Origin of the sequence: uncultured Deefgea sp., from assembly GCF_947072475.1 — a bacterium.
Classification (GTDB): domain Bacteria; phylum Pseudomonadota; class Gammaproteobacteria; order Burkholderiales; family Chitinibacteraceae; genus Deefgea.
Map to the genome: position 1 here is coordinate 157,038 of NZ_CAMTIA010000001.1, position 19,194 is coordinate 176,231.

Sequence of the window (19,194 nt, forward strand, 5' to 3'; positions counted from 1 at the left end):
TATAAATGTGGCCCATATTCAATATGAGCCACATTAAAATACTACATACCGGTATAGAGCGGCCCACCGCCGCCTTCAGGCGGTACCCAATGGATGTTTTGCTGCGGGTCTTTGATGTCACAGGTTTTGCAATGCAAGCAATTTTGCGCGTTGATTTGTAAGGCGGGTGCGTCGTTGTGTTGAATAATTTCATACACGCCAGCAGGGCAGTAATGGCTTTCTGGTGAGCCATACTGGGCCAGATTGACGGTAATTGGAATTAAAGTATCGCGTAATTGCAAATGGCTGGGTTGATCGTGATCGTGCGAGACATTGGCCAGCATTAAAGAATCAAGCTTATTGAACGTCAGTACGCCATCGGGTTTAGGGTAATGAATCGCTGCGACGCTATTGAGGCGTTTTAGCGTGGCATTGTCAGGCGTGCTGTGGCGTAATGTCCAAGGGGTATTGATCCCTAGCTTAGATAACCAAAGCTCTGCACCGGCATACATCGTGCCTGCTAAAGTGCCGAGTTTAGAGATCGCCGGTTTGATATTGCGAACTTGTTGTAGTTCTTGCCAAATACTCGATTGCGCAAAGGCGGAGTTAAAAGCAATCAGTTCATCGCGTTGTCGATCATTGGCAATGGCGTCGACGATGGCTGGCGCGGCTAACATGCCCGATAGCATGGCGTTGTGGGTGCCTTTAATGCGTGGAAAATTGAGTAAACCGGCTGAACAGCCGAGCAAAATCCCACCAGGGAAGGTCATTTTTGGCAAGGATTGCAGTCCACCTTCGGCAATCGCGCGTGCGCCGTAAGCAATGCGCTTGGCGCCAGCGAAAGTACCGCGAATTTTAGGATGGGTTTTAAAGCGTTGTAATTCTTCGAATGGCGATAAAGTCGGATTTTGGTAGTTCAAATGCACTACATACCCAATCGCCACCAGATGATCAGGCAAATGGTAAATAAACGCGCCACCGCTGGTGCTGTTGTCGAGCGGCCAACCTTGGGCGTGCTGTACTAAACCAAGATGATGCTGTTCGGGTTTGACTTGCCAAACTTCTTTTACCCCAAGACCAAAATGCTGCGGATCGGCGTCTTGACGTAAAGCATATTTGTTTTCTAAATCACCAGCGAGTGAGCCGCGCGCGCCTTCGCAAAATAGCGTGTATTTGGCATGAATCGCCATGCCGAGCGCGTAATCGGCTTTGTGTTGGCCTAATTTATTGATGCCCATATCGCCAACGGCCACGCCCATGACGGCACCTTGATCGTCGTACAATACTTCGGTAGCGGCAAAGCCGGGGTAAATTTCAACGCCAAGGTTTTCTGCTTCGCTGGCGAGCCAAGCGCAGACTTCGCCCAGCTTAACGATAAAACAGCCGTCGTTGTGTAATTGTGGTGGCAGTAAGATTTGTGGAATCTTAATGCCGGTGTCTTCATCGAGTAAAAAGAATTCATCTTGGCTGACTGCGGTGGCCAATTGCGGCGCGCGCTGTTGCCAGTCTGGAATCAGCTGATTGAGCGCAATCGGGTCAATCACCGCGCCAGACAAAATATGCGCGCCCACTTGCGCGCCTTTTTCCAAAATACAGACTGAAATTTCGGGGTTGAGCTGCTTTAAAGCAATGGCTGAACTCAGGCCAGCAGGGCCAGCACCAATAATCAGCACATCGTATTCCATGACATCGCGTTCTTGCATCTCAATCTCGCTTCTATATCTGTAAAATCGAATATGTTTATAATAACAATGTGTTTTACATATAGTTTACCGCCGAATACAATCTTGTGCAAAATGGCATTTGTTCTATAATCGCGCGCGTTGATGACCATCAAAGGTCGCTATGTAAGGAAGCAGTATGAAAATTCTAGTCAGCATTAAACGGGTCGTTGATTATCAAATCCGTCCACGGCCAGCTCAAGATGGTTTGGACGTTGAGTTGACCAATGTCAAAATGAGTATTAATCCATTTGACGAAAATGCCGTCGAAGGCGCAGTACGCTTGAAAGAAGCTGGTGTGGCCAGTGAAGTGGTGGTGGTTGCTGTGGGCACTGCCGCCAATCAAGATGTGCTACGTCATGCTTTGGCAATGGGTGCAGATCGGGCCATTTTGATTGAGACGCCTGCTGTGGTGCAGCCATTAACGGCGGCAAAATATCTGCAAGCCATCGTTCAGCGTGAAGCGCCAGATTTGGTGCTGACGGGTAAGCAAGCGATTGATGATGATGCGGCTGAAACCGCGCAAATGCTGGCGGGTTTATTAAATTGGCCGCAAGCAATGTTTGCCTCCAGCATTCAACTAGCCGATGGCCGCGCCACCGTGGTGCGAGAGATCGATGGTGGTCAGGAAACCTTGTCCTTGCAATTGCCGGCGGTGATTTCTGTGGACTTACGCTTGAATGAGCCACGTTTTATCAAACTGCCGGCATTGATGATGGCCAAGAAAAAACCGATTGAGACTTTGCCTGCGGCCGATTTTTCCGTCAGCGCACCGGTGTTAACGGTATTGCAGATTGCTGAACCGCCAGCGCGTAAGCCGGGGAAAATTTTGAATAATGTGGCTGAGTTGGTCGCTGCATTGCGAGCAGAGAAGGTGTTGCCATGAGCGTTTTAGTGATTGCTGAATTAGACAGCCACGGCATTAAAGCCGCTACGCGCTCGGCGATTTGTGCTGCGAGCCAACTGGGCGAAGACGTGCATTTATTGGTAACAGGCAATGATGTAGCAGGTATTGCTCTCGAGGCCACAAAAATAGCTGGCGTGAGCAAGGTACTCCATGCTGATGCGCTAGCCTATGCCCATGGTTTGGCCGAAAACCTCGCGCCTTTATTGGTGCAACTCGCGGTCAATTATTCTGCATTGGTCGCTGCAGCCACCAGCTTTGGCAAAAATGTATTGCCACGTGCTGCGGCATTGCTCGATGTGGCGATGGTGTCTGAAGTGATTCAAATTATCAATGCCACGACCTTTGTGCGACCAATGTACGCTGGCAATATCAATGCCACCGTTGTTGCGCCAGCCGGTTTGCGGATTTTGACCATTCGTCCAACGGTGTTTGAAGCGGTTGCCGCGACGGGGGGGGCTGCGGCACTGGAAACGTTGACAGCAACGGCCGAGAGCGGACAAACCACATGGCTGAGCCGTGATTTGGTTCAGCTTGACCGCCCAGAGCTGGCAACGGCGCGGGTGGTGATTAGCGGTGGTCGTTCACTCGGTAGTGCCGAGGGCTTTAAGTCAACGCTCACGCCATTGGCTGATGTCCTTGGCGCAGCGATTGGTGCGACACGCGCTGCGGTGGATGCTGGCATGGCGCCCAATGATAGCCAAGTCGGTCAAACCGGTACCGTGGTCGCGCCTGAGCTGTATATGGCTTTTGGCGTGTCGGGCGCAGCACAGCACGTGGGCGGGATTAAGGACAGTAAGGTGATTGTGGCGGTGAATATCGACGCGGACGCACCGATTTTCCAAGTGGCCGATTATGGTTTGGTCGCGGATTTATTTACCGTGATTCCTGAATTAGAAGCGGCGTTAAAAGCTGAATAATTTGAACCACAAAGACGCAGAGGCGCAGAGATTAAGCAGCACTGAAAGCGGTCCCATTTTTTAGGACCTTAATGCTTTTATCTGTCTCTGGCTGCCTTTGTGATGATTGTTTTTGAAGGAAGTTAAATGTCTAAGTTTGCCCATGAAACCGTGCTGAGTGTTCGTCACTGGAATGATACTTTATTTAGCTTTACCACCACGCGCGATGAATCGCTGCGTTTTGAAAATGGCCAGTTTGTCATGATTGGCTTGGAAGTAGATGGCAAGCCATTAATGCGCGCCTATTCAATTGCCAGTGCCAATTACGAAGAAGAGCTCGAGTTTTTTAGTATTAAAGTGCAAAACGGCCCACTTACATCGCGGCTGCAGCATTTAAAAGAAGGCGATAAATTATTAGTGAGCCGTAAACCCACCGGCACTTTGGTATTGTCTGATTTAAAACCGGGTAAACATTTGTATTACCTCAGTACTGGTACTGGTTTAGCGCCTTTTATGAGCTTGATTAAAGATCCTGAAGCGTATGAACGATTCGATAAAATTATTTTGATTCATGGCGTGCGTACCGTTAGTGAATTAGCGTATGCGCATTACATTGAGCATGAATTGCCAAATAACGAATTTTTTGGTGAAGAAGTTCGCAATAAATTAATTTATTACCCAACTGTGACGCGTGAGCCATTCCGTAATCAAGGCCGTCTGACTGATTTAATTACTTCGGGTAAATTATTTGCAGATATCGGTTTGCCGCCGCTGAATCCAGAAACCGATCGCGCAATGCTGTGTGGTAGCCCGGCGATGCTTGCCGACACGTGTAATCTACTTGATTCATTAGGCTTTAAAGTGTCTAAACGCATCGGTGAGCCGGGTGATTATGTAATTGAGCGCGCTTTCGTGGAAAAATAATCTGTAGGTTGGCGAGCTTTTTTTAACTGCAAGCTTTGCATAAGTCTCCTCTCTAGCTAGACTATATCGTACATACAGTCATCAACGTTTTTGGAGTAGGTCTATGCAAGTGAATGTACGCTTTGAAAATAACCGCGCCATCCTCGCTTTGAATGGCAACTTTACCTTTGAATTTCATCGCGAGTTTAAGCACGCAACCACCTCGGCTTTGCAGCATCCAGGCCTCTCGGATATCGAAATTGATTTCTCGGCCGTGGATTATATGGATTCGGCGGCCTTAGGGATGTTGTTGCTACTCAATGAGCGCGCTGGTGGTAAGAAAATTACCTTAGTCAATTGTAAAGGCACGGTGAAATCGGTACTCGATATTGCCAACTTTGGCAAAATTTTCGAAATTCGTTAAGCCATTTAATATTGTCAGCATGCAAAAAAGCCCTCGGACAAAATCCTAGGGCTTTTTTATGGTGCATGTGTGGCTGAGCTGGCAGCAGCGCGTTGAGCCATTGGCATTTGTGGACTTTAGGCGGCGCTGGATTTGAAATTAGACGCTATGCTCGTCGATACCCAGTTCTTGGATTTTTCTAGTTAGGGTATTGCGTCCCCAGCCTAGTAATTCCGAGGCCTCTATTCGTTTACCCCCGGTTTGGGCCAAGGCTTGCTCGATAACAGTGCGCTCAAAATCGAGCATCATACTGTCTAAAATCCGGCTTTCGCCGCGTTGCAGGCGGTGTTTAACTTCCGCCGCTAATGACGATTGCCAGTCGCCAACCAGCTGATTGCTGATGATTTGGGTTTGCAATTCGGGAGGTAAATCATGGCTTTCAACGCATTGCCCGGGTGCCATAACGCTGATCCAATGGCAGATGTTTTCGAGCTGCCGAACATTGCCCGGAAAGTGATATTGAGTTAGCTGCTGCATGGCGGCGTCGCTTAAGCGTTTGCTTTCAACCTCGAGGTTTTTAGCCGACTGCGTGAGAAAATGCTTGGCCAGTAGCGGAATGTCTTGCTGACGTTCGCGCAGGGCGGGTAAGCGCAAGCGAATCACATTGAGGCGATGATATAAGTCTTCGCGAAATAGTTTTTCTTTGACTCGGTCTTCAAGATCTTGATGCGTGGCGGCGATGACTCGTACATTGGCTTTAATGGGCTGGTGACCGCCAACGCGATAGAAAAAACCATCCGACAGCACGCGCAATAAACGTGTTTGCAGATCAAACGGCATGTCACCAATTTCATCCAGAAAGAGCGTGCCCCCTTCGGCTTGTTCAAAGCGGCCAATCCGTTTGGCGTCGGCTCCGGTAAATGCGCCACGCTCGTGACCGAATAATTCAGACTCTAATAAATCTTTAGGGATTGCTGCGCTATTAATGGCGACAAAGGTTTTGTTCGCGCGTGGGCTATGCCGGTGCAGCGCACGGGCAACTAGCTCTTTGCCGCTGCCAGATTCACCGGTAATCATCACCGTCGCCGCTGAATGAGACAAGCGGCCAATTGCGCGAAATACATCCTGCATCGCGGGGGCTTGGCCGAGCATTTCAGCCACCGCTGAATCGGTTTCATGACTAGGGCTGCGTACTTCACTTTCTTGCATGGCGCGGCGAATCAGTGCAATCGCTTGGTCAACGTCAAATGGTTTGGCAAGGTATTCAAATGCGCCACCTTGAAACGCCGAAACGGCGCTGTCCAAATCAGAATGCGCGGTCATGATAATGACTGGGATTTCAGGCCATTCGCGTTTGACGATCTCTAAAAAACTTAAGCCAGATTCGCCGGGCATGCGGATGTCACATATCACCGCTTGTGGGCGTTCGGTTTGCAATCGAATCAGCGCTTCGGTGGCAGAAGCAAAGGCGGTATGGGCAATTTGTTCGCGACTGAGTGCTTTTTCAAACACCCAGCGAATCGATTTATCATCGTCAATAACCCAAACTGGTTTCATGATGTGCTTCCTGTGTCTTGCCATGCATTAAGGGGCAAAAAAAGACTAAATGTGGTGTGACCCACTCGGCTGTCAAATTCAATCACGCCGTGGTGTTGCGCAATATATGTGTGTGCTAAATGTAAGCCAATGCCAGTTCCACCTGGGCGTCCTGACACCAGTGGATAAAACAAGGTCTCTTTTAAGTGCTCAGGAATGCCAGGGCCGTTATCACTAATGTCGATACGCAAGGCCAATGGGTAGCGATGACGATTGAGCGTGACTTGACGGGCAATTCGGGTACGTAATATCACCTCACCAATATTGGACATAGCTTGAATGGCATTGCGCACAATATTGAGCACCGATTGAATCAATTGCTCTTTATCGGCAATTAAAGTCGGGATGCTGGTGTCGTAATCTCTTTTTACCGCTAAGCCGTTGGGCGTTTCGGCCAAAACCAGGCTGCGTACCCGCTCTAAGACTTCATGAATATTGAGTTCTTTCAGTTGTGGTAAACGATGTGGCGTGAGTAGGCGATCAAGCAAGCTTTGCAGGCGAGATACCTCGTCAATAATGACGTCGGTGTATTCTTTGAGTTGTGGATCGGGTAATTCATGCGCTAATAATTGGGCTGCGCCCCGAATGCCGCCGAGGGGGTTTTTAATCTCATGCGCTAAATTACGAATTAATTCGCGATTGGCTTGTTGCTGCGCTTGCAAGCGTTCTTCATTAATAATTCGGCGCTGTTGATCAATACGGCGTATTTCTAGTAGTACCGTTGCTGCTGCTGATTCAATGGGCGTGACATCCAGCGTGACATACATTTCACCCTCAATGCCAAAAACAATGAGTTCGTGCTCAGTGATTGAGATCCGCTTTTCTAATGCAGTTTGTGCCGCAAAAACTAAAGGCGAGTTCTCGCCAAAGCAATGCGCTAATGATTGCTGCTCATTTTTTTTAACATTAAATAAACTATTTGCCGCTGGATTAGCATAACTAATATAGCCATCTTGATTGACAGCTAAGACAGCAGCGTCGAGATAATCGAGGCCAGCAAAAATAGGATGGCTCATAATGCGGCTCCATCGGATACAAACTCATTTGAAAAAGACAGATTGTCGCGCTGAAAAGTCAATTTAACTAAAGCAAAATATAGGCCAGCTTTTGGCGAGCAGATTGCGCCAATCTTTCTCAGCCTTGCACAATATTGGTGCTGCGGTGCTCGATCCGTCGCTTTAACGCACTCGCGTTAGCTCCGCTTGCAGTGCGGTGACGTTTTTTTCATGCATCACAATGGCTTCGCGCAAGCGGCCGATGCGATCAAGATAGAGCTTAGGATTGGCTTGCTCGGCAGCGGAGCGATTGGCATCGGCTTCTTGTAAGTTCTTTTTGGCTTTATTGAAAAGCTCGCGCTCACTGCTGAGCTCTTCTTCTAAAATTAATTTACGATTGCTGTCACGGGTTTTTTGCGTTGCCGCATCGACTTTGGGGAAATTGACGGGCGAAGGGACCGCAACACGCGGTGATTTAACACTCTCGTTATTGCGGCGAATGGGGTTGGCTGCGGGTTGCGATTCACTCATGATGCGCACGGCACCTTTAATCGGTGAATTAGTAAATGTCACATTGCCATTACTATCTACATATTTGTAGATATCGGCATGCGCCATATTGCAGAGAAATAGAAGGCCAATGAGTCGTTTTGAGTGCATAACAGAAAGGTATCACAGCCTGCGCTTTGTGCCTAATCAGCAGTGTATGAATTGTATTTCAAGTGAATTTAATCGGAATTTTTATCTGAATGTCCTAAGTTTTTGTCGGGTGCGATCAGATCACGAATTCTTTGTTTTAAAACTTTGGCCTCTGGAAAACCATTTTCAATGGTTCTATCCCAGACCAATACATCATCGCAATGGATTAAAAAAATACCACCGGTACCCGGTTGCAATGCCACTTCGCCTAATTCAAAAGCAAAAGTTGAGAGTAATTCTTGCGCTAGCCATGCGCTGCGCAAGAGCCAGCTGCACTGAGTGCAGTAATGGATAACGATGCGTGGTTTTTTGATTGAGTTCATGATGATCAAATTAAAGTGAAGGCGCTATTTTGCCTAACATTGTGGGCTAAAGACAATCGATTTAATGTATTTTTAGGTGCGTGGATTCAGGGGTATCTGTTTGTATGCAATTGCGACCATTGGCTTTGGCTAAATACATGGCATTGTCGGCACGCGACAATAAATCATCTAAGGTTTGATCGTGCTTGAGTAAACTGGCGATGCCGATGCTCACTGTGGTGTCCATGTGCTGGTTTTGGGGGGGTAAAAATGAGTAATCGGCAATTGCGCGTCTGATTTTATCGGCTACAATTTTCGCTTGTTCTCGCGTTGTTTCTGGCAATAAAACCACAAACTCTTCCCCGCCCCAGCGGGCGACTAAATCCGTTTCCCGGGTATTGGCTAAGCACAATTGGGCTATTTTTTTTAAAATCTGATCGCCAAATAAATGTCCGTATTGATCGTTAATCATTTTAAAGTGATCGACATCAATCATCATCAAGCTCATATTTTTTTGGTAGCGCAAAGCATTTAAAAAAACCGCTTGGGCTTTTGATTGCCATTCACGACGATTATTTAACTGGGTTAGTTCATCGGTGGTAGCTAAAATACTAAGTTCGAGATTGAGTTTTGCCAATGTGTCGGTTCGTGATTTGACCTCTTGCTCCAAATAAGCTTGATTGTGCATAATTTGTGTTTGTGTTTGCGCTAAATATTGCAAAGCCAATGTAATAGAAAAAACAAAAATTTGGATTTGTAATAATGAAATAATCATGTTTTGTGGATTCACAAAACCATAGCCTTGGGCTGTTAAGCCAATACACATGAGTGTAATGAGTAAGAGTGAAAAATTGGTCGCTGCAATTTTAAACCGGACAGCAATGTAGAGCATCAAAGGGAGCAATAAAACCAAGGTGCGATCTAAAATAAAATAATTAATGATAATTGGAATCGGGATCATGATCAAAAAATAAATAGGTTTTAAAAACTCTTTAATTAATGTTCTTGACTTCAGGTAGGGGTATAGTGGAGTAAATAAAATAAGTCCCGACGAATCTGCCAGCATTAAAATCATGCCGCGAATTAATATAGAATCTAAATTTATCGGAATTAAGCCTACAGAAATTTGCAATGCGGTAAATAACGGCATGGTGACTGCGACGGGAATAAAGCAGACACGCAGCCAAATTTTGGGTAATACCATGGGTTGTTGCCACATGGCGTTGCCGTATTGGCTGGTTAAGGCCTGATAAGCGCGTGCAGCTAAATACGATTGCAAGGTGTCAATCGCGGCAAAAATACCTCCGCTGATTAAAATGCTGCCGATTTGATGTTGCCAGTGGCCATGAAATAAATAAGGGGTATTGATGGCGAGGCTGCCAAAGTAAACGATGACAAGGCCAGTGCGGCCTAGTTGCAAAACGGTAAATAAACCAATGCCTGCGGCTAGCCAAATTAAGCCCATATTGCCGGGATTGATTGTCCCGAGTTGAATGGATAACACCCCAGCAAATAAGTAGCTGACTAAAAATAGGGTAGCGGTGATGATTTTTGTATGAGCGCTCATTTTTATAAATGTAGTATGTTTTGCATAAGCATAGTTGTCAGTTTACGTCGGTGTGCATTAAAGTTGTGAATATGGTAAGTAATGTAATTTTGTTTTGATGATGTGTGGCCAAGCAAAGGCGATAAAAAATGCCGCTCACTTACTCTTAAGTGAGCGGCACTAAGCCACTGAGGACCGGTTTTTCTTAGCCGAATTAAATTAAGGAGGCGATTGGTGCGAGCTAATTTCGGCTTGGGCTAATTTTAAATATTCGCCCCATCGCTTGGCTACTTTGCGGGCCAAACCAGTGATTAAAGATCGCCAGAGCTTCACCTGAGGTCTCCATATCGACGAGCGCATTATTCACAGCAGTTTGTAGCGTTTTTTCGCCTTTGGGCATCGCGACACCAAAGGTTTTCGTATCCAACGCAAAATCACTCACCTCAAATTGATTACGCTGTGCTGCAGGAATTTGCGCCAATGTGGCGGTCATCACTGGCCCGTCACCCAACATTCCGTCGACAACCCCCGCCAATACCGCCTTTAACATTTCTGGTTTATCTTCAAATTCAGCGAGTTTAGTCTCTGGGAAGGACTTGCGCATTAATTTGACCGAGCTGGATGCCGAAGTCAGCGCAATTTGGCTGCCTGCTAAATCTCTTTCAGATTTAAAGCGCCCTTTTTTGGCCAGAATGCGCGTATCAGTTACAAAATAACCGGTACTAAAAGCGACTTCTTTCTCGCGCTCTGCGCTGCGTGCTAAATCAGCGATGACAATGTCCGCTTTACCTTCCTTAATCCAAGGAATGCGATCGTCCGACTCTAAGGTTTTAAACACAGGCTTCACCTTCAAGCGCTTGGCAATTCCCAAAGCAAAGTCAATGTCATACCCTTTGAGTGCGCGGGTTTTAACATCGAGTTGTGAGAATGGCGGCGAAGAGTCTTTTACACCAATGACAATTTGGCCACTTTTTTGAATGGTTTCTAGTGATGCGGCTTGAGCCAATTGAAAGACAAGAACGGCTGCTAAAGCCGTGCCAATTTTGAACATAGTAATTCCTTGGTTTAAATAAATAATGCGTGGTTCTGCTACATCACATATCAAGCTGGTTTTTAAGATTAATTATTGCTCTGCCGATCACTTCAATGCGTCCACTCTCGGCTGCCTGACAAGGCTATACGCTGCGGTTAAAATATCGGTGAATAGCGTAAGTGTCAGTGGTACGTCTGATGGTGGCAGTGGCGCGAGATCTTATTTTGCTAGGAGCCCAAAGCCTTTAACACGACACACTTGCAAAACGCTCGGAATGCGCATCTAGAAAATCTGCCGCCGCACGCTGATCAGCAAACGGTTGTGGCACGAATCAATGCGCTTCGTGCAATAGGCCGACCCAATTTGCGTCGTCGGTAAACGCCATTTTCTTACCAAACAAAACCATCTATTCACCCGCAAAATTTAATCTCCGCGCATGTCGTTTTGGCTCTTGGTTGCGGATTGGCGCCTGCGTATACAGATCAATGCCATTAAATTGAAGCACCATAATTTAGGTCTTTAATTTGTATCACGAGCGCGACCTAGATCCGGTCGCCCAGCATCTTGCCTTGCTGCTGCTTACTTGGCGAATTTAATTCAGGCATCTAACTATTTTTCTTCATCAAAGCAACAATGAAGAGGCTATTGCTTAACGAGGCATAGGAATTTGCAGAGGTATTGCTCGCTAAGCTTTACAAAAAAAGAGCCCAAGTAACATACATCAATACCGTAGGTGCGGCGTAATCCATCCATTTAGATGGAAAACTTAAATCCAATCACCATGTTGAATTGAAGAAAAATTAGTAAGATTTTGCAGAAAGCAAGGGAAATAATACACACAAAGATGTAAAAAAAATGTAACATTTGCGTCATTGTTTTGAGCGATAAAACAAGCCAATTTTATATTTTTACGTCTAATAGAGTAAGGACATCATGCTTAAACATCTTCTCGCCGCAACTCTTGCAGCTACTTTTGCCCTGCACGCCCATGCAGAAAGCTACACACTGGAGTTGGGTCAAACTCACATCAACCGTGACCTGCCATCGGCTTCTGGCCTGAATTATCGCAACGGTTTTTTCTATGCGGTGGGTGATGATGCTCAATGGCTGTTTGAGCTCGATAAGAATTTCTATATCACTGATAAACAGTTGATTAAGGAATACCCAATTGACCCAGTTACGGGCCGGATCAATAAAAAAGTAAAACCTGACTTTGAAGCCTTAGCGCAATTTCGCCAAGGCAAACAAACTTGGAGCTTAACGCTAGGCTCGGGCAGTAAATCAAATCGCGAAGTAGGCTTTTTGCTCTCTAGCGATCGCATTAGCAAACATGAGCGTAGTCTGACTAGCTTATACACGCAGCTGAAAACTGCAGCGGGTATTGCTGAACTCAATATTGAAGGCGTGGCACTGGGCAACGGCAAAGCGTACATCTTCAACCGTGGCAATGGCGGCGGCAATCTGATTTTTGCTGTGAAGCAGCATGAGTTGATTGAATATATGTTCAATAAACTAGAAACCTTCAGCAAAGTAGAAACTTTCAAAGTGACTTTGCCAGTAGTGGCGAACTTTGAAGCGGGTCTGTCAGGCGGCGATGTCTGGGCGAAAAATAACAGTTTGGTTTACACCGCCTCAGTGGAAGCCACTGGCGACTCATACAACGACGGCCAAATTTTGGGTAGCTTCATTGGTGTCATTCCATTGGAAAAACTGAAAGACGGTGCGGTACTTAATTTGACGCCAACGTCAGTACCCTTGCTCGACCAAGGCGGTCGCGTCGTGATTACCAAGGCAGAATCTTTAGCGATTATTAGTAGCGAAGAAGACGAAATCAAAGGCGCAATCGCCAGTGATAACGATGATGGTACCAGTGAGTTTTTCTATTTCAAGCTAGAAAAGAATGATTAATTGAGGTTAATCCTCAATCGCCACAAATACCGAATGCCGTTCACTTCAGTGAGCGGCATTTTTTATGCAGTCTTGCGCGTAAAACATCTTTCTTTGGCTGGGGTGGCTAGCGCGGCAGCGATCGCTGCCGGTGGAGCGGCTCAACCCTTACCTTATTCCGATCGTTAGCCATAAAAAAACCCGCATCAGCTGGGCTGTGCGGGTTGCTTACTTATTTTTTAGCCTGCATGCAGCAAGCTAAAAAATTAGAGAGAGTAGTACATGTCAAATTCAACTGGATGCACATTCATGCGTGAGCGATTAACATCGTTCATTTTGAGTTCGATGTATGAATCAATCCACTCGTTAGTGAATACGCCGCCACGAGTCAAGAATTCACGATCAGCATCTAAACACGCCAAAGCTTCGTCCAGTGATGAGCAAACTGTAGGAATCAATTTGTCTTCTTCTGGTGGCAAGTCATACAGATTTTTGTCTGCTGGATCACCAGGGTGAATCTTGTTTTGGATCCCATCCAAGCCCGCCATCATCAATGCAGCAAAGCATAGGTATGGATTAGCCAATGGATCTGGGAAGCGCGCTTCGATACGACGGCCTTTTTCAGACGCAACGTGCGGAATACGGATCGATGCAGAACGGTTTTTAGCCGAGTAAGCCAATTTAACCGGTGCTTCGTAATGCGGTACCAAACGCTTGTACGAGTTGGTACCTGGGTTGGTGATCGCGTTCAATGCTTTAGCATGCTTGATGATACCGCCGATGTAGAACAGCGCCATTTCAGACAAACCAGCGTATTCATTACCCGCAAACAAGTTTTTGCCGTCTTTCCAGATTGACTGGTGAACGTGCATGCCCGAACCGTTGTCGCCAACGATTGGTTTTGGCATAAACGTGGCGGTTTTACCGTATTGGTTGGCTACGTTGTGCACCACGTATTTCAGGATTTGAGTCCAGTCAGCGCGCTGGGTCAAAGTCGAGAATTTAGTACCGATCTCGTTTTGACCTGCGTTTGAAACTTCGTGGTGGAACACTTCAACGGGCACGCCCATTTCTTCCAAGATCAACACCATCGAGGCGCGGATGTCTTGATGGCTGTCCACTGGTGGTACTGGGAAATAGCCGCCTTTAACGCGTGGACGGTGACCTAAGTTGCCGCCTTGTACTTCATCAGCAGTGGCCCAAGCGCCTTCGTCTGAACCGATCTTTACGAACGAGCCTGACATATCCGTATTCCAACGGATGCTGTCAAAAATAAAGAATTCTGGCTCTGGACCAAAGTAAGCAGTGTCACCGATGCCGGTGGTTTTTAGATACGCTTCAGCGCGGCGGGCTAATGAGCGTGGATCACGATCATAACCTTTGCCAGTTGCTGGCTCGATCACATCGCAAGTCATGATCAGCGTTGGCTCATCAAAAAATGGATCGATGTTGGCTGTTGCAGAGTCTGGTAACAACAGCATGTCGGAAGCTTGAATGCCTTTCCAGCCGGCGATCGATGAACCATCGAAGGCGTGACCCGCTTCGAACCATTCTTCATCAACGACGTGAGAAGGAACAGTTACGTGGTGCTCTTTACCGATGGTATCGGTGAAGCGCAAGTCAACGAAACGAATGTCGTTTTCTTTAATAAGCTTGAGAACGTCGGCTACCGCCATGTTGTCGCTCCTGTAGGACGAGTATGAACAAAAAGTGGGATAAAACGGCAATAAATGCTGTTGCAGTGATTACAAGCACAAAGTGTGCCAAGCAAAATCTTACATGCAATCTATTGTGCCACATCTTTTTGCTGTCGAGGACTTACTTTTGAGTATTTTTTTAGTGCGTATATTGGTTTGCTGCACTGCTTTGGTGCGTCAATAAATGTAGCTGTAACGTAAGACATGCCGCTAAAATAGCTCGCTCGATGGCAGAGCGCCAACAAGGGGATTTGAGATGAGTCAAAATAACGAAATTTTGCAAAATGCGCGCTCACGCGCCATGAGCCAAGGTTTACCTTACGCAGGCGTTGTCACTCCGAGCGAGGCGTGGACCTTATTGCAAAGCCTGCCCAATGTGCAGCTGGTGGATGTTCGTACGCATGCTGAATGGCAGTTTGTTGGCGTGGTGCCCGGCGCGGAGATGATTGAATGGAAAACCTATCCGGCAATGGCCAATAATCCGCATTTTCTGGTGCAGTTAAAAGCCGCTGTTGATCCTGAGTCCGTCGTACTGTTTTTGTGTCGAACGGGGATGCGTTCACACGATGCCGCTATTTTGGCCGCTGAGCACGGCTACACTGCGGCGATGAATATTTTAGAGGGCTTTGAGGGTGACAAAGACGCGCAGAGTCACCGTGGCAGTAAAAATGGCTGGCAAGCGGCCGGATTGCCTTGGACACAAGGTTGATGTTGTCGTTTGGTCGGCGTCTGGATCTGTAAGCTAACGACTGTGATGCTTCCACTTCAGTCCTCACACAACCGTTGCATGGCAAGGCGTCGAGGCCACAGATCAGTACACCGATGGACCTCGAGTACGACAAGGCAAGGCAACGATGCAAGCAACGGTTGCTTAATACTTACACCTCACTTTTTAATGGGTGCCGCACGATGACTCAACCGACGTATGTGGTGATTGGTAATCCGATTGCGCATTCTAAATCACCGCAGATCCATGCTGCGTTTGCTGCACAGTTTGCAGATCATCCCGCCGTAGTCGGTTTTGACTATCAGCAATTACTCGCGCCCTTAGATGGTTTTTCGGCAACGGTGAAGGCCTTTGCCGATGCAGGTGGACGTGGGGCGAATGTGACGGTGCCGTTTAAAGAAGCCGCTTTTCTTTGGGCTAGCGAGCAACTGACTGAGCGCGCCGCTGCTGCCGGTGCGGTCAATACCTTGGTGCGACAAGCTAACGGCACTTGGCAAGGCGACAATACCGATGGCGCTGGTTTAGTCGCCGATCTGTTGCGGCACATTGATTTGCAGGGTCAACGCATCTTATTGCTTGGCGCCGGTGGCGCGGCACGCGGCGCATTGTTGCCGTTATTACAGCAACAACCCAAATCGCTATCGCTTGCTAATCGAACGCAAAGCAAAGCGCAGCTGTTATTAGATGAAGTGGCAGCGCCTTGGCTGCATGCTCAGGATGTATCGCTGCCGGTGCTGGCGCTGGGCTTTGATGACTTACTTGATGAAGTAACTGCTACCAATCTCTCGCAATATGACGTGGTAATCAATGCCACATCGGCCAGCTTAAGTGGTGAGCGCTTACCGATTGGCGATACGATCTTTGCCGCCAATGCACTGGCTTACGACATGATGTATGGCAAGAATGAAACGCCGTTTTTGGCGCAAGCGCGTGAAGCGGGCGTGCAACAGCGTGTCGATGGTTTAGGGATGCTCGTCGGGCAGGCCGCTGAGGCGTTTGAGTTGTGGACCGGTTTACGGCCGGATGTTACGCCGGTATTGCAGTGGATGCGCGAGCAAATTTAATGATGTATATGAATGTAGGCTTTTATTAATATCGCCTGTATTCATATACCTATAGGTAAATAATGACAAAGACGGGGATTTTAGGCTGGATTGGCCGTGGTTTGGCGGCGCTATTAATTTTGGTTTTATTGTGGAATATCTGGATGTTTTTGCATATTTTGGCGTGGCGCTGGATTAATCCGAGCGATAGCGCATTTATGCAAACGCAGTTGGAACGACTACAACTCGAAAATCCGGCGGCGCAGCTGGAGTTTGAATGGGTCGATTACCCGCAAATTTCACCGCATTTAAAACGCGCCGTAGTGGCAGCAGAAGACGCTAAATTTTTGGATCACGAAGGTTTTGATTGGGAAGGCCTGCAAACGGCGTGGGAAAAAAATATCAAAAAAGGGCGGATCGTTGCTGGCGGTTCGACCATTACTCAGCAGCTGGCAAAGAATTTATTTTTATCCGGTAGTCGCAATCCATTGCGTAAAGTGGAAGAGGCGGTACTGACGGTGATGATTGAAGCTTTGCTGGATAAGCGACGAATTTTTGAGATTTATTTAAATGTGATCGAGTGGGGAGACGGGGTTTTTGGCGCGCAAGCAGCTGCGCAGCATTATTATCGAATTGATGCCAAAAAATTATCCGCCTCGCAATCAGCGAAACTTGCCTCAATGGTGACCAATCCACGCTATTTTGATCAAAATCGTAAAGATCGACGTTTACTACGTAAAGCGGCGATTATCCAACGGCGCATGCCGTACGCCGAAATCCCATAAATGCCACGTTTGAGCCACAGACCGTATCGATTGCACACGCCAAGTTTGCTAGAGCACGGGCCCAGCATGCAATATGTAGTTCGTGTGATGCAGCGGGCGGTTTGCTGTGCTGGATTGAATCTGGGCTGACGATTTAAAAATATGGGTATTCAAGTTAGTTGTGAGTTGCAGGGCCGATGGTCAGCGCTGGTGCTTAGAGGGCAGCAATCGTCAACCACAACGATTTTTAGCCGTAGGTCAGCATGCTTGTTATTTAACGTATTGGCTTGAACAGTATTAATTCAATAGTTTGCGCGAATATACCCCTGAGGTGAGTGCTATTTTAGTGAAAGTAAATCCTGTCAATCAGGCAGCAATCCTTGTGCTGCATCCTGTTCTGGTCAAGTGGCGCGGCTTTGGCTTACTCGGTCTGCTGATGGCACTGTGGCAGGCGGATGTCGATAGCCTACTGATCACACCTTGTCGTTTGGCCTTGGTCATTTGTGGATGTGATGCAGTAAGGAGCGGGCAATGCGCAGCTTAGCCACGGCGCTAGAGATGTTGGGCCTGACCGATGTTGGCCGTTTACGGTCACACAATGAAGATACGCTTCGTATCGATACGGAGTTGGGTTTTTTGGTGTTGGCCGATGGCATGGGTGGCTATAACGCCGGTGAAGTGGCCAGTAGTATTGCCGTTGAGGTGATGCATGAAGTGATGCAGGCGCAATTGGCCATGATCGCACTGCACAGCAAAAATGCGCATAATCTCTCGGCGCTCGCCTATGAAATGCTCGCCATTGCGATTAATCGCGCTAACGCGATGATTTTTCAAACCGGTGAAAAACATCCGCAGTGCGCCGGTATGGGTACGACTTTGGTCAGCGCCTTATTTTTTGACAATCGGGTGGCGATTGCGCATGTCGGGGATTCGCGGGCTTATCGCTTTCGGCAGCAGCAGTTGCTGCAGTTGTCGCGCGACCATTCTTTTTTGCAAGAGCAAGTGGATGCGGGCTTAATCAGTGCCGCTGATGCGCGGCATGCGCCGTATAAAAATCTGGTGACGCGCGCGGTTGGCGTTGCGCCAGAGGTACAGCCTGAGATTCATGAATTTGCCGTTGAAATCGATGATTTGTATTTATTTTGCTCTGATGGTTTGAGCGATATGTTGACCGATGAAGTGATTGCTTTGCAAATGGCCACGCCCGAGTGCAATTTAAATCTAATGGCGAGTACCTTAGTCGAATTAGCCAATGCTCATGGTGGTAAAGATAATATCTCCGTGATTTTGGTAAAAATTAATCGGGATTTTTCGGTACAGACGGGTTTATTAAAAAAAGTAGGTCATTGGTTTAGTTAGCCGTTGATTTAACGTGTTGCGTAGCGTGAATTGACGGATTTGAAAGTATCATTTGCGGTCGATCTTAGTTCGACAAAATGGGCACACAAGACTGTGCAGGAGTTAGCGCATTGGAAGTTTGGATTTATGGCTAAATTAATATTAAGTTTTGAAGGCAAACCCGTCAAAGAAATCAATCTAAGCGCCCAGCGCACTTTAATTGGACGTCGATCGAGTAATCAGATTCAGTTGGATCATTTAGCCGTTTCGGGGGTACATGCGGCACTAGAATGTATTGGCGAAGATTATTTTATTGAAGATCAACACAGTAAAAATGGCACGGCGCTGAATGGTAAAAAAATAAAACGTAGCCGATTAAATAATGCGGATGAAATAAAAATTGCCAAATATCGCCTGCAATTTATTAAAAATAATACCGCACCCAGTGTGAACGAATTTGAATCAACCATGCCAATGAATCTGGATGAAGCGCCACGCAGTGCGTTAATACGGGTATTAACTGGCCTTCATGCTGGGCGTGAATTGTTGATTGATAAACAGTGCTGCACATTGGGTAAAGCCGGAGTACAAGTGGCAAAAATTCTGCGCCGTGAAGAAGGTTTTTTTCTGGCTCATGTGCAAGGAAAAGAGCGCCCACGGGTGAATAGTCAGCCGCTTCATGCATTAGAGCAGCAATTAAATGAAGCAGATTTAATTGAAATTTTAGATATTCGAATGGCGTTTTTCTTGCGGTAAAT

18 protein-coding genes are annotated in these 19,194 nt (G+C 47.1%); 10 read left to right on the top strand and 8 right to left on the bottom strand.

The window, feature by feature from the left end; all coding sequences use genetic code 11:
- Positions 1–41: 41 nt before the first annotated feature.
- Positions 42–1,682 (bottom strand): electron transfer flavoprotein-ubiquinone oxidoreductase, encoded by a 1,641-nt coding sequence (locus Q0V82_RS00750; protein ID WP_297571881.1) that lies wholly within the window; start codon positions 1,680–1,682, stop codon positions 42–44.
- Between the two features lie 157 nt (positions 1,683–1,839).
- Between Q0V82_RS00750 and Q0V82_RS00755 the strand changes: the two genes are divergently transcribed.
- From Q0V82_RS00755 to Q0V82_RS00770, 4 genes are all read left to right on the top strand, one after another.
- Complete coding sequence (locus Q0V82_RS00755; protein WP_297571882.1) at positions 1,840–2,586, top strand: electron transfer flavoprotein subunit beta/FixA family protein; 747 nt, start codon at positions 1,840–1,842, stop codon at positions 2,584–2,586.
- Positions 2,583–3,524, top strand: coding sequence for an electron transfer flavoprotein subunit alpha/FixB family protein (locus Q0V82_RS00760; protein WP_297571883.1), 942 nt, complete (start codon positions 2,583–2,585; stop codon positions 3,522–3,524). The genes Q0V82_RS00755 and Q0V82_RS00760 overlap by 4 nt, the downstream gene beginning before the upstream one ends.
- A gap of 126 nt (positions 3,525–3,650) precedes the next feature.
- On the top strand, positions 3,651–4,427 hold the full coding sequence (locus Q0V82_RS00765) for a ferredoxin--NADP reductase (protein WP_297571886.1): 777 nt from the start codon (positions 3,651–3,653) through the stop codon (positions 4,425–4,427).
- Positions 4,428–4,530: 103 nt separating this feature from the next.
- On the top strand, positions 4,531–4,830 hold the full coding sequence (locus Q0V82_RS00770; protein WP_297571888.1) for an STAS domain-containing protein: 300 nt from the start codon (positions 4,531–4,533) through the stop codon (positions 4,828–4,830).
- Positions 4,831–4,968: 138 nt separating this feature from the next.
- Here the strand turns inward: Q0V82_RS00770 and ntrC are convergent, their stop codons facing one another.
- The 6 genes from ntrC to Q0V82_RS00800 form a co-directional block, all read right to left on the bottom strand.
- Complete coding sequence (gene ntrC, locus Q0V82_RS00775; RefSeq protein ID WP_297571891.1) at positions 4,969–6,366, bottom strand: nitrogen regulation protein NR(I); 1,398 nt, start codon at positions 6,364–6,366, stop codon at positions 4,969–4,971.
- The gene (gene glnL / locus Q0V82_RS00780; protein WP_297571892.1) at positions 6,363–7,421 is read right to left on the bottom strand and encodes a nitrogen regulation protein NR(II); all 1,059 of its coding nucleotides are present in this window, start codon (positions 7,419–7,421) and stop codon (positions 6,363–6,365) included. The genes ntrC and glnL overlap by 4 nt, the downstream gene beginning before the upstream one ends.
- 162 nt (positions 7,422–7,583) lie before the next feature.
- A complete protein-coding gene (locus Q0V82_RS00785) occupies positions 7,584–8,060 on the bottom strand; it encodes a DUF4124 domain-containing protein (RefSeq protein ID WP_297571895.1) in 477 nt (158 codons plus the stop codon).
- A 68-nt stretch (positions 8,061–8,128) separates the two neighbouring features.
- Positions 8,129–8,422 (bottom strand): SelT/SelW/SelH family protein, encoded by a 294-nt coding sequence (locus tag Q0V82_RS00790; protein ID WP_297571897.1) that lies wholly within the window; start codon positions 8,420–8,422, stop codon positions 8,129–8,131.
- Positions 8,423–8,483: 61 nt separating this feature from the next.
- The gene (locus Q0V82_RS00795) at positions 8,484–9,968 is read right to left on the bottom strand and encodes a diguanylate cyclase (RefSeq protein WP_297571898.1); all 1,485 of its coding nucleotides are present in this window, start codon (positions 9,966–9,968) and stop codon (positions 8,484–8,486) included.
- Between the two features lie 220 nt (positions 9,969–10,188).
- Positions 10,189–10,998 carry a transporter substrate-binding domain-containing protein gene (locus Q0V82_RS00800; RefSeq protein ID WP_297571900.1) on the bottom strand — a complete coding sequence of 270 codons (810 nt, stop codon included), beginning with the start codon at positions 10,996–10,998 and terminating at the stop codon, positions 10,189–10,191.
- Between the two features lie 915 nt (positions 10,999–11,913).
- On the opposite strand from Q0V82_RS00800, the gene Q0V82_RS00805 reads away from it, so the two are divergent.
- A complete protein-coding gene (locus Q0V82_RS00805) occupies positions 11,914–12,888 on the top strand; it encodes a DUF6929 family protein (RefSeq protein ID WP_297571901.1) in 975 nt (324 codons plus the stop codon).
- Positions 12,889–13,133: 245 nt separating this feature from the next.
- Here Q0V82_RS00805 and glnA read toward each other — a convergent pair whose 3' ends face one another.
- Positions 13,134–14,543, bottom strand: a complete 1,410-nt coding sequence (glnA, locus tag Q0V82_RS00810) for a type I glutamate--ammonia ligase (protein ID WP_297571902.1) — start codon at positions 14,541–14,543, stop codon at positions 13,134–13,136.
- A gap of 277 nt (positions 14,544–14,820) precedes the next feature.
- Here glnA and Q0V82_RS00815 point away from each other — a divergent pair, with 277 nt between their 5' ends.
- From Q0V82_RS00815 to Q0V82_RS00835, 5 genes are all read left to right on the top strand, one after another.
- Entirely contained in the window at positions 14,821–15,273 is a 453-nt protein-coding gene (locus tag Q0V82_RS00815) for a rhodanese-like domain-containing protein (RefSeq protein ID WP_297571903.1), read from the top strand.
- 200 nt (positions 15,274–15,473) lie between these two features.
- Complete coding sequence (gene aroE, locus Q0V82_RS00820; protein ID WP_297571904.1) at positions 15,474–16,355, top strand: shikimate dehydrogenase; 882 nt, start codon at positions 15,474–15,476, stop codon at positions 16,353–16,355.
- Between the two features lie 62 nt (positions 16,356–16,417).
- Positions 16,418–17,119, top strand: a complete 702-nt coding sequence (mtgA, locus tag Q0V82_RS00825; protein WP_297571906.1) for a monofunctional biosynthetic peptidoglycan transglycosylase — start codon at positions 16,418–16,420, stop codon at positions 17,117–17,119.
- 510 nt (positions 17,120–17,629) lie between these two features.
- Positions 17,630–18,457 carry a Stp1/IreP family PP2C-type Ser/Thr phosphatase gene (locus tag Q0V82_RS00830; RefSeq protein WP_297571908.1) on the top strand — a complete coding sequence of 276 codons (828 nt, stop codon included), beginning with the start codon at positions 17,630–17,632 and terminating at the stop codon, positions 18,455–18,457.
- A gap of 126 nt (positions 18,458–18,583) precedes the next feature.
- Positions 18,584–19,192, top strand: a complete 609-nt coding sequence (locus tag Q0V82_RS00835; RefSeq protein WP_297571909.1) for an FHA domain-containing protein — start codon at positions 18,584–18,586, stop codon at positions 19,190–19,192.
- Positions 19,193–19,194 lie beyond the last annotated feature (2 nt).

Excerpts from the sequence above, each read along its gene's own strand:
- Q0V82_RS00750 (WP_297571881.1), bottom strand. The coding sequence starts at position 1,682 with ATGCAAGAACGCGATGTCATGGAATACGATGTGCTGATTATTGGTGCT.
- Q0V82_RS00755 (WP_297571882.1), top strand. The coding sequence starts at position 1,840 with ATGAAAATTCTAGTCAGCATTAAACGGGTCGTTGATTATCAAATCCGT.
- Q0V82_RS00760 (WP_297571883.1), top strand. The coding sequence starts at position 2,583 with ATGAGCGTTTTAGTGATTGCTGAATTAGACAGCCACGGCATTAAAGCC.
- Q0V82_RS00765 (WP_297571886.1), top strand. The coding sequence starts at position 3,651 with ATGTCTAAGTTTGCCCATGAAACCGTGCTGAGTGTTCGTCACTGGAAT.
- Q0V82_RS00770 (WP_297571888.1), top strand. The coding sequence starts at position 4,531 with ATGCAAGTGAATGTACGCTTTGAAAATAACCGCGCCATCCTCGCTTTG.
- ntrC (WP_297571891.1), bottom strand. The coding sequence starts at position 6,366 with ATGAAACCAGTTTGGGTTATTGACGATGATAAATCGATTCGCTGGGTG.
- glnL (WP_297571892.1), bottom strand. The coding sequence starts at position 7,421 with ATGAGCCATCCTATTTTTGCTGGCCTCGATTATCTCGACGCTGCTGTC.
- Q0V82_RS00785 (WP_297571895.1), bottom strand. The coding sequence starts at position 8,060 with ATGCACTCAAAACGACTCATTGGCCTTCTATTTCTCTGCAATATGGCG.
- Q0V82_RS00790 (WP_297571897.1), bottom strand. The coding sequence starts at position 8,422 with ATGAACTCAATCAAAAAACCACGCATCGTTATCCATTACTGCACTCAG.
- Q0V82_RS00795 (WP_297571898.1), bottom strand. The coding sequence starts at position 9,968 with ATGAGCGCTCATACAAAAATCATCACCGCTACCCTATTTTTAGTCAGC.
- Q0V82_RS00800 (WP_297571900.1), bottom strand. The coding sequence starts at position 10,998 with ATGTTCAAAATTGGCACGGCTTTAGCAGCCGTTCTTGTCTTTCAATTG.
- Q0V82_RS00805 (WP_297571901.1), top strand. The coding sequence starts at position 11,914 with ATGCTTAAACATCTTCTCGCCGCAACTCTTGCAGCTACTTTTGCCCTG.
- glnA (WP_297571902.1), bottom strand. The coding sequence starts at position 14,543 with ATGGCGGTAGCCGACGTTCTCAAGCTTATTAAAGAAAACGACATTCGT.
- Q0V82_RS00815 (WP_297571903.1), top strand. The coding sequence starts at position 14,821 with ATGAGTCAAAATAACGAAATTTTGCAAAATGCGCGCTCACGCGCCATG.
- aroE (WP_297571904.1), top strand. The coding sequence starts at position 15,474 with ATGACTCAACCGACGTATGTGGTGATTGGTAATCCGATTGCGCATTCT.
- mtgA (WP_297571906.1), top strand. The coding sequence starts at position 16,418 with ATGACAAAGACGGGGATTTTAGGCTGGATTGGCCGTGGTTTGGCGGCG.
- Q0V82_RS00830 (WP_297571908.1), top strand. The coding sequence starts at position 17,630 with ATGCGCAGCTTAGCCACGGCGCTAGAGATGTTGGGCCTGACCGATGTT.
- Q0V82_RS00835 (WP_297571909.1), top strand. The coding sequence starts at position 18,584 with ATGGCTAAATTAATATTAAGTTTTGAAGGCAAACCCGTCAAAGAAATC.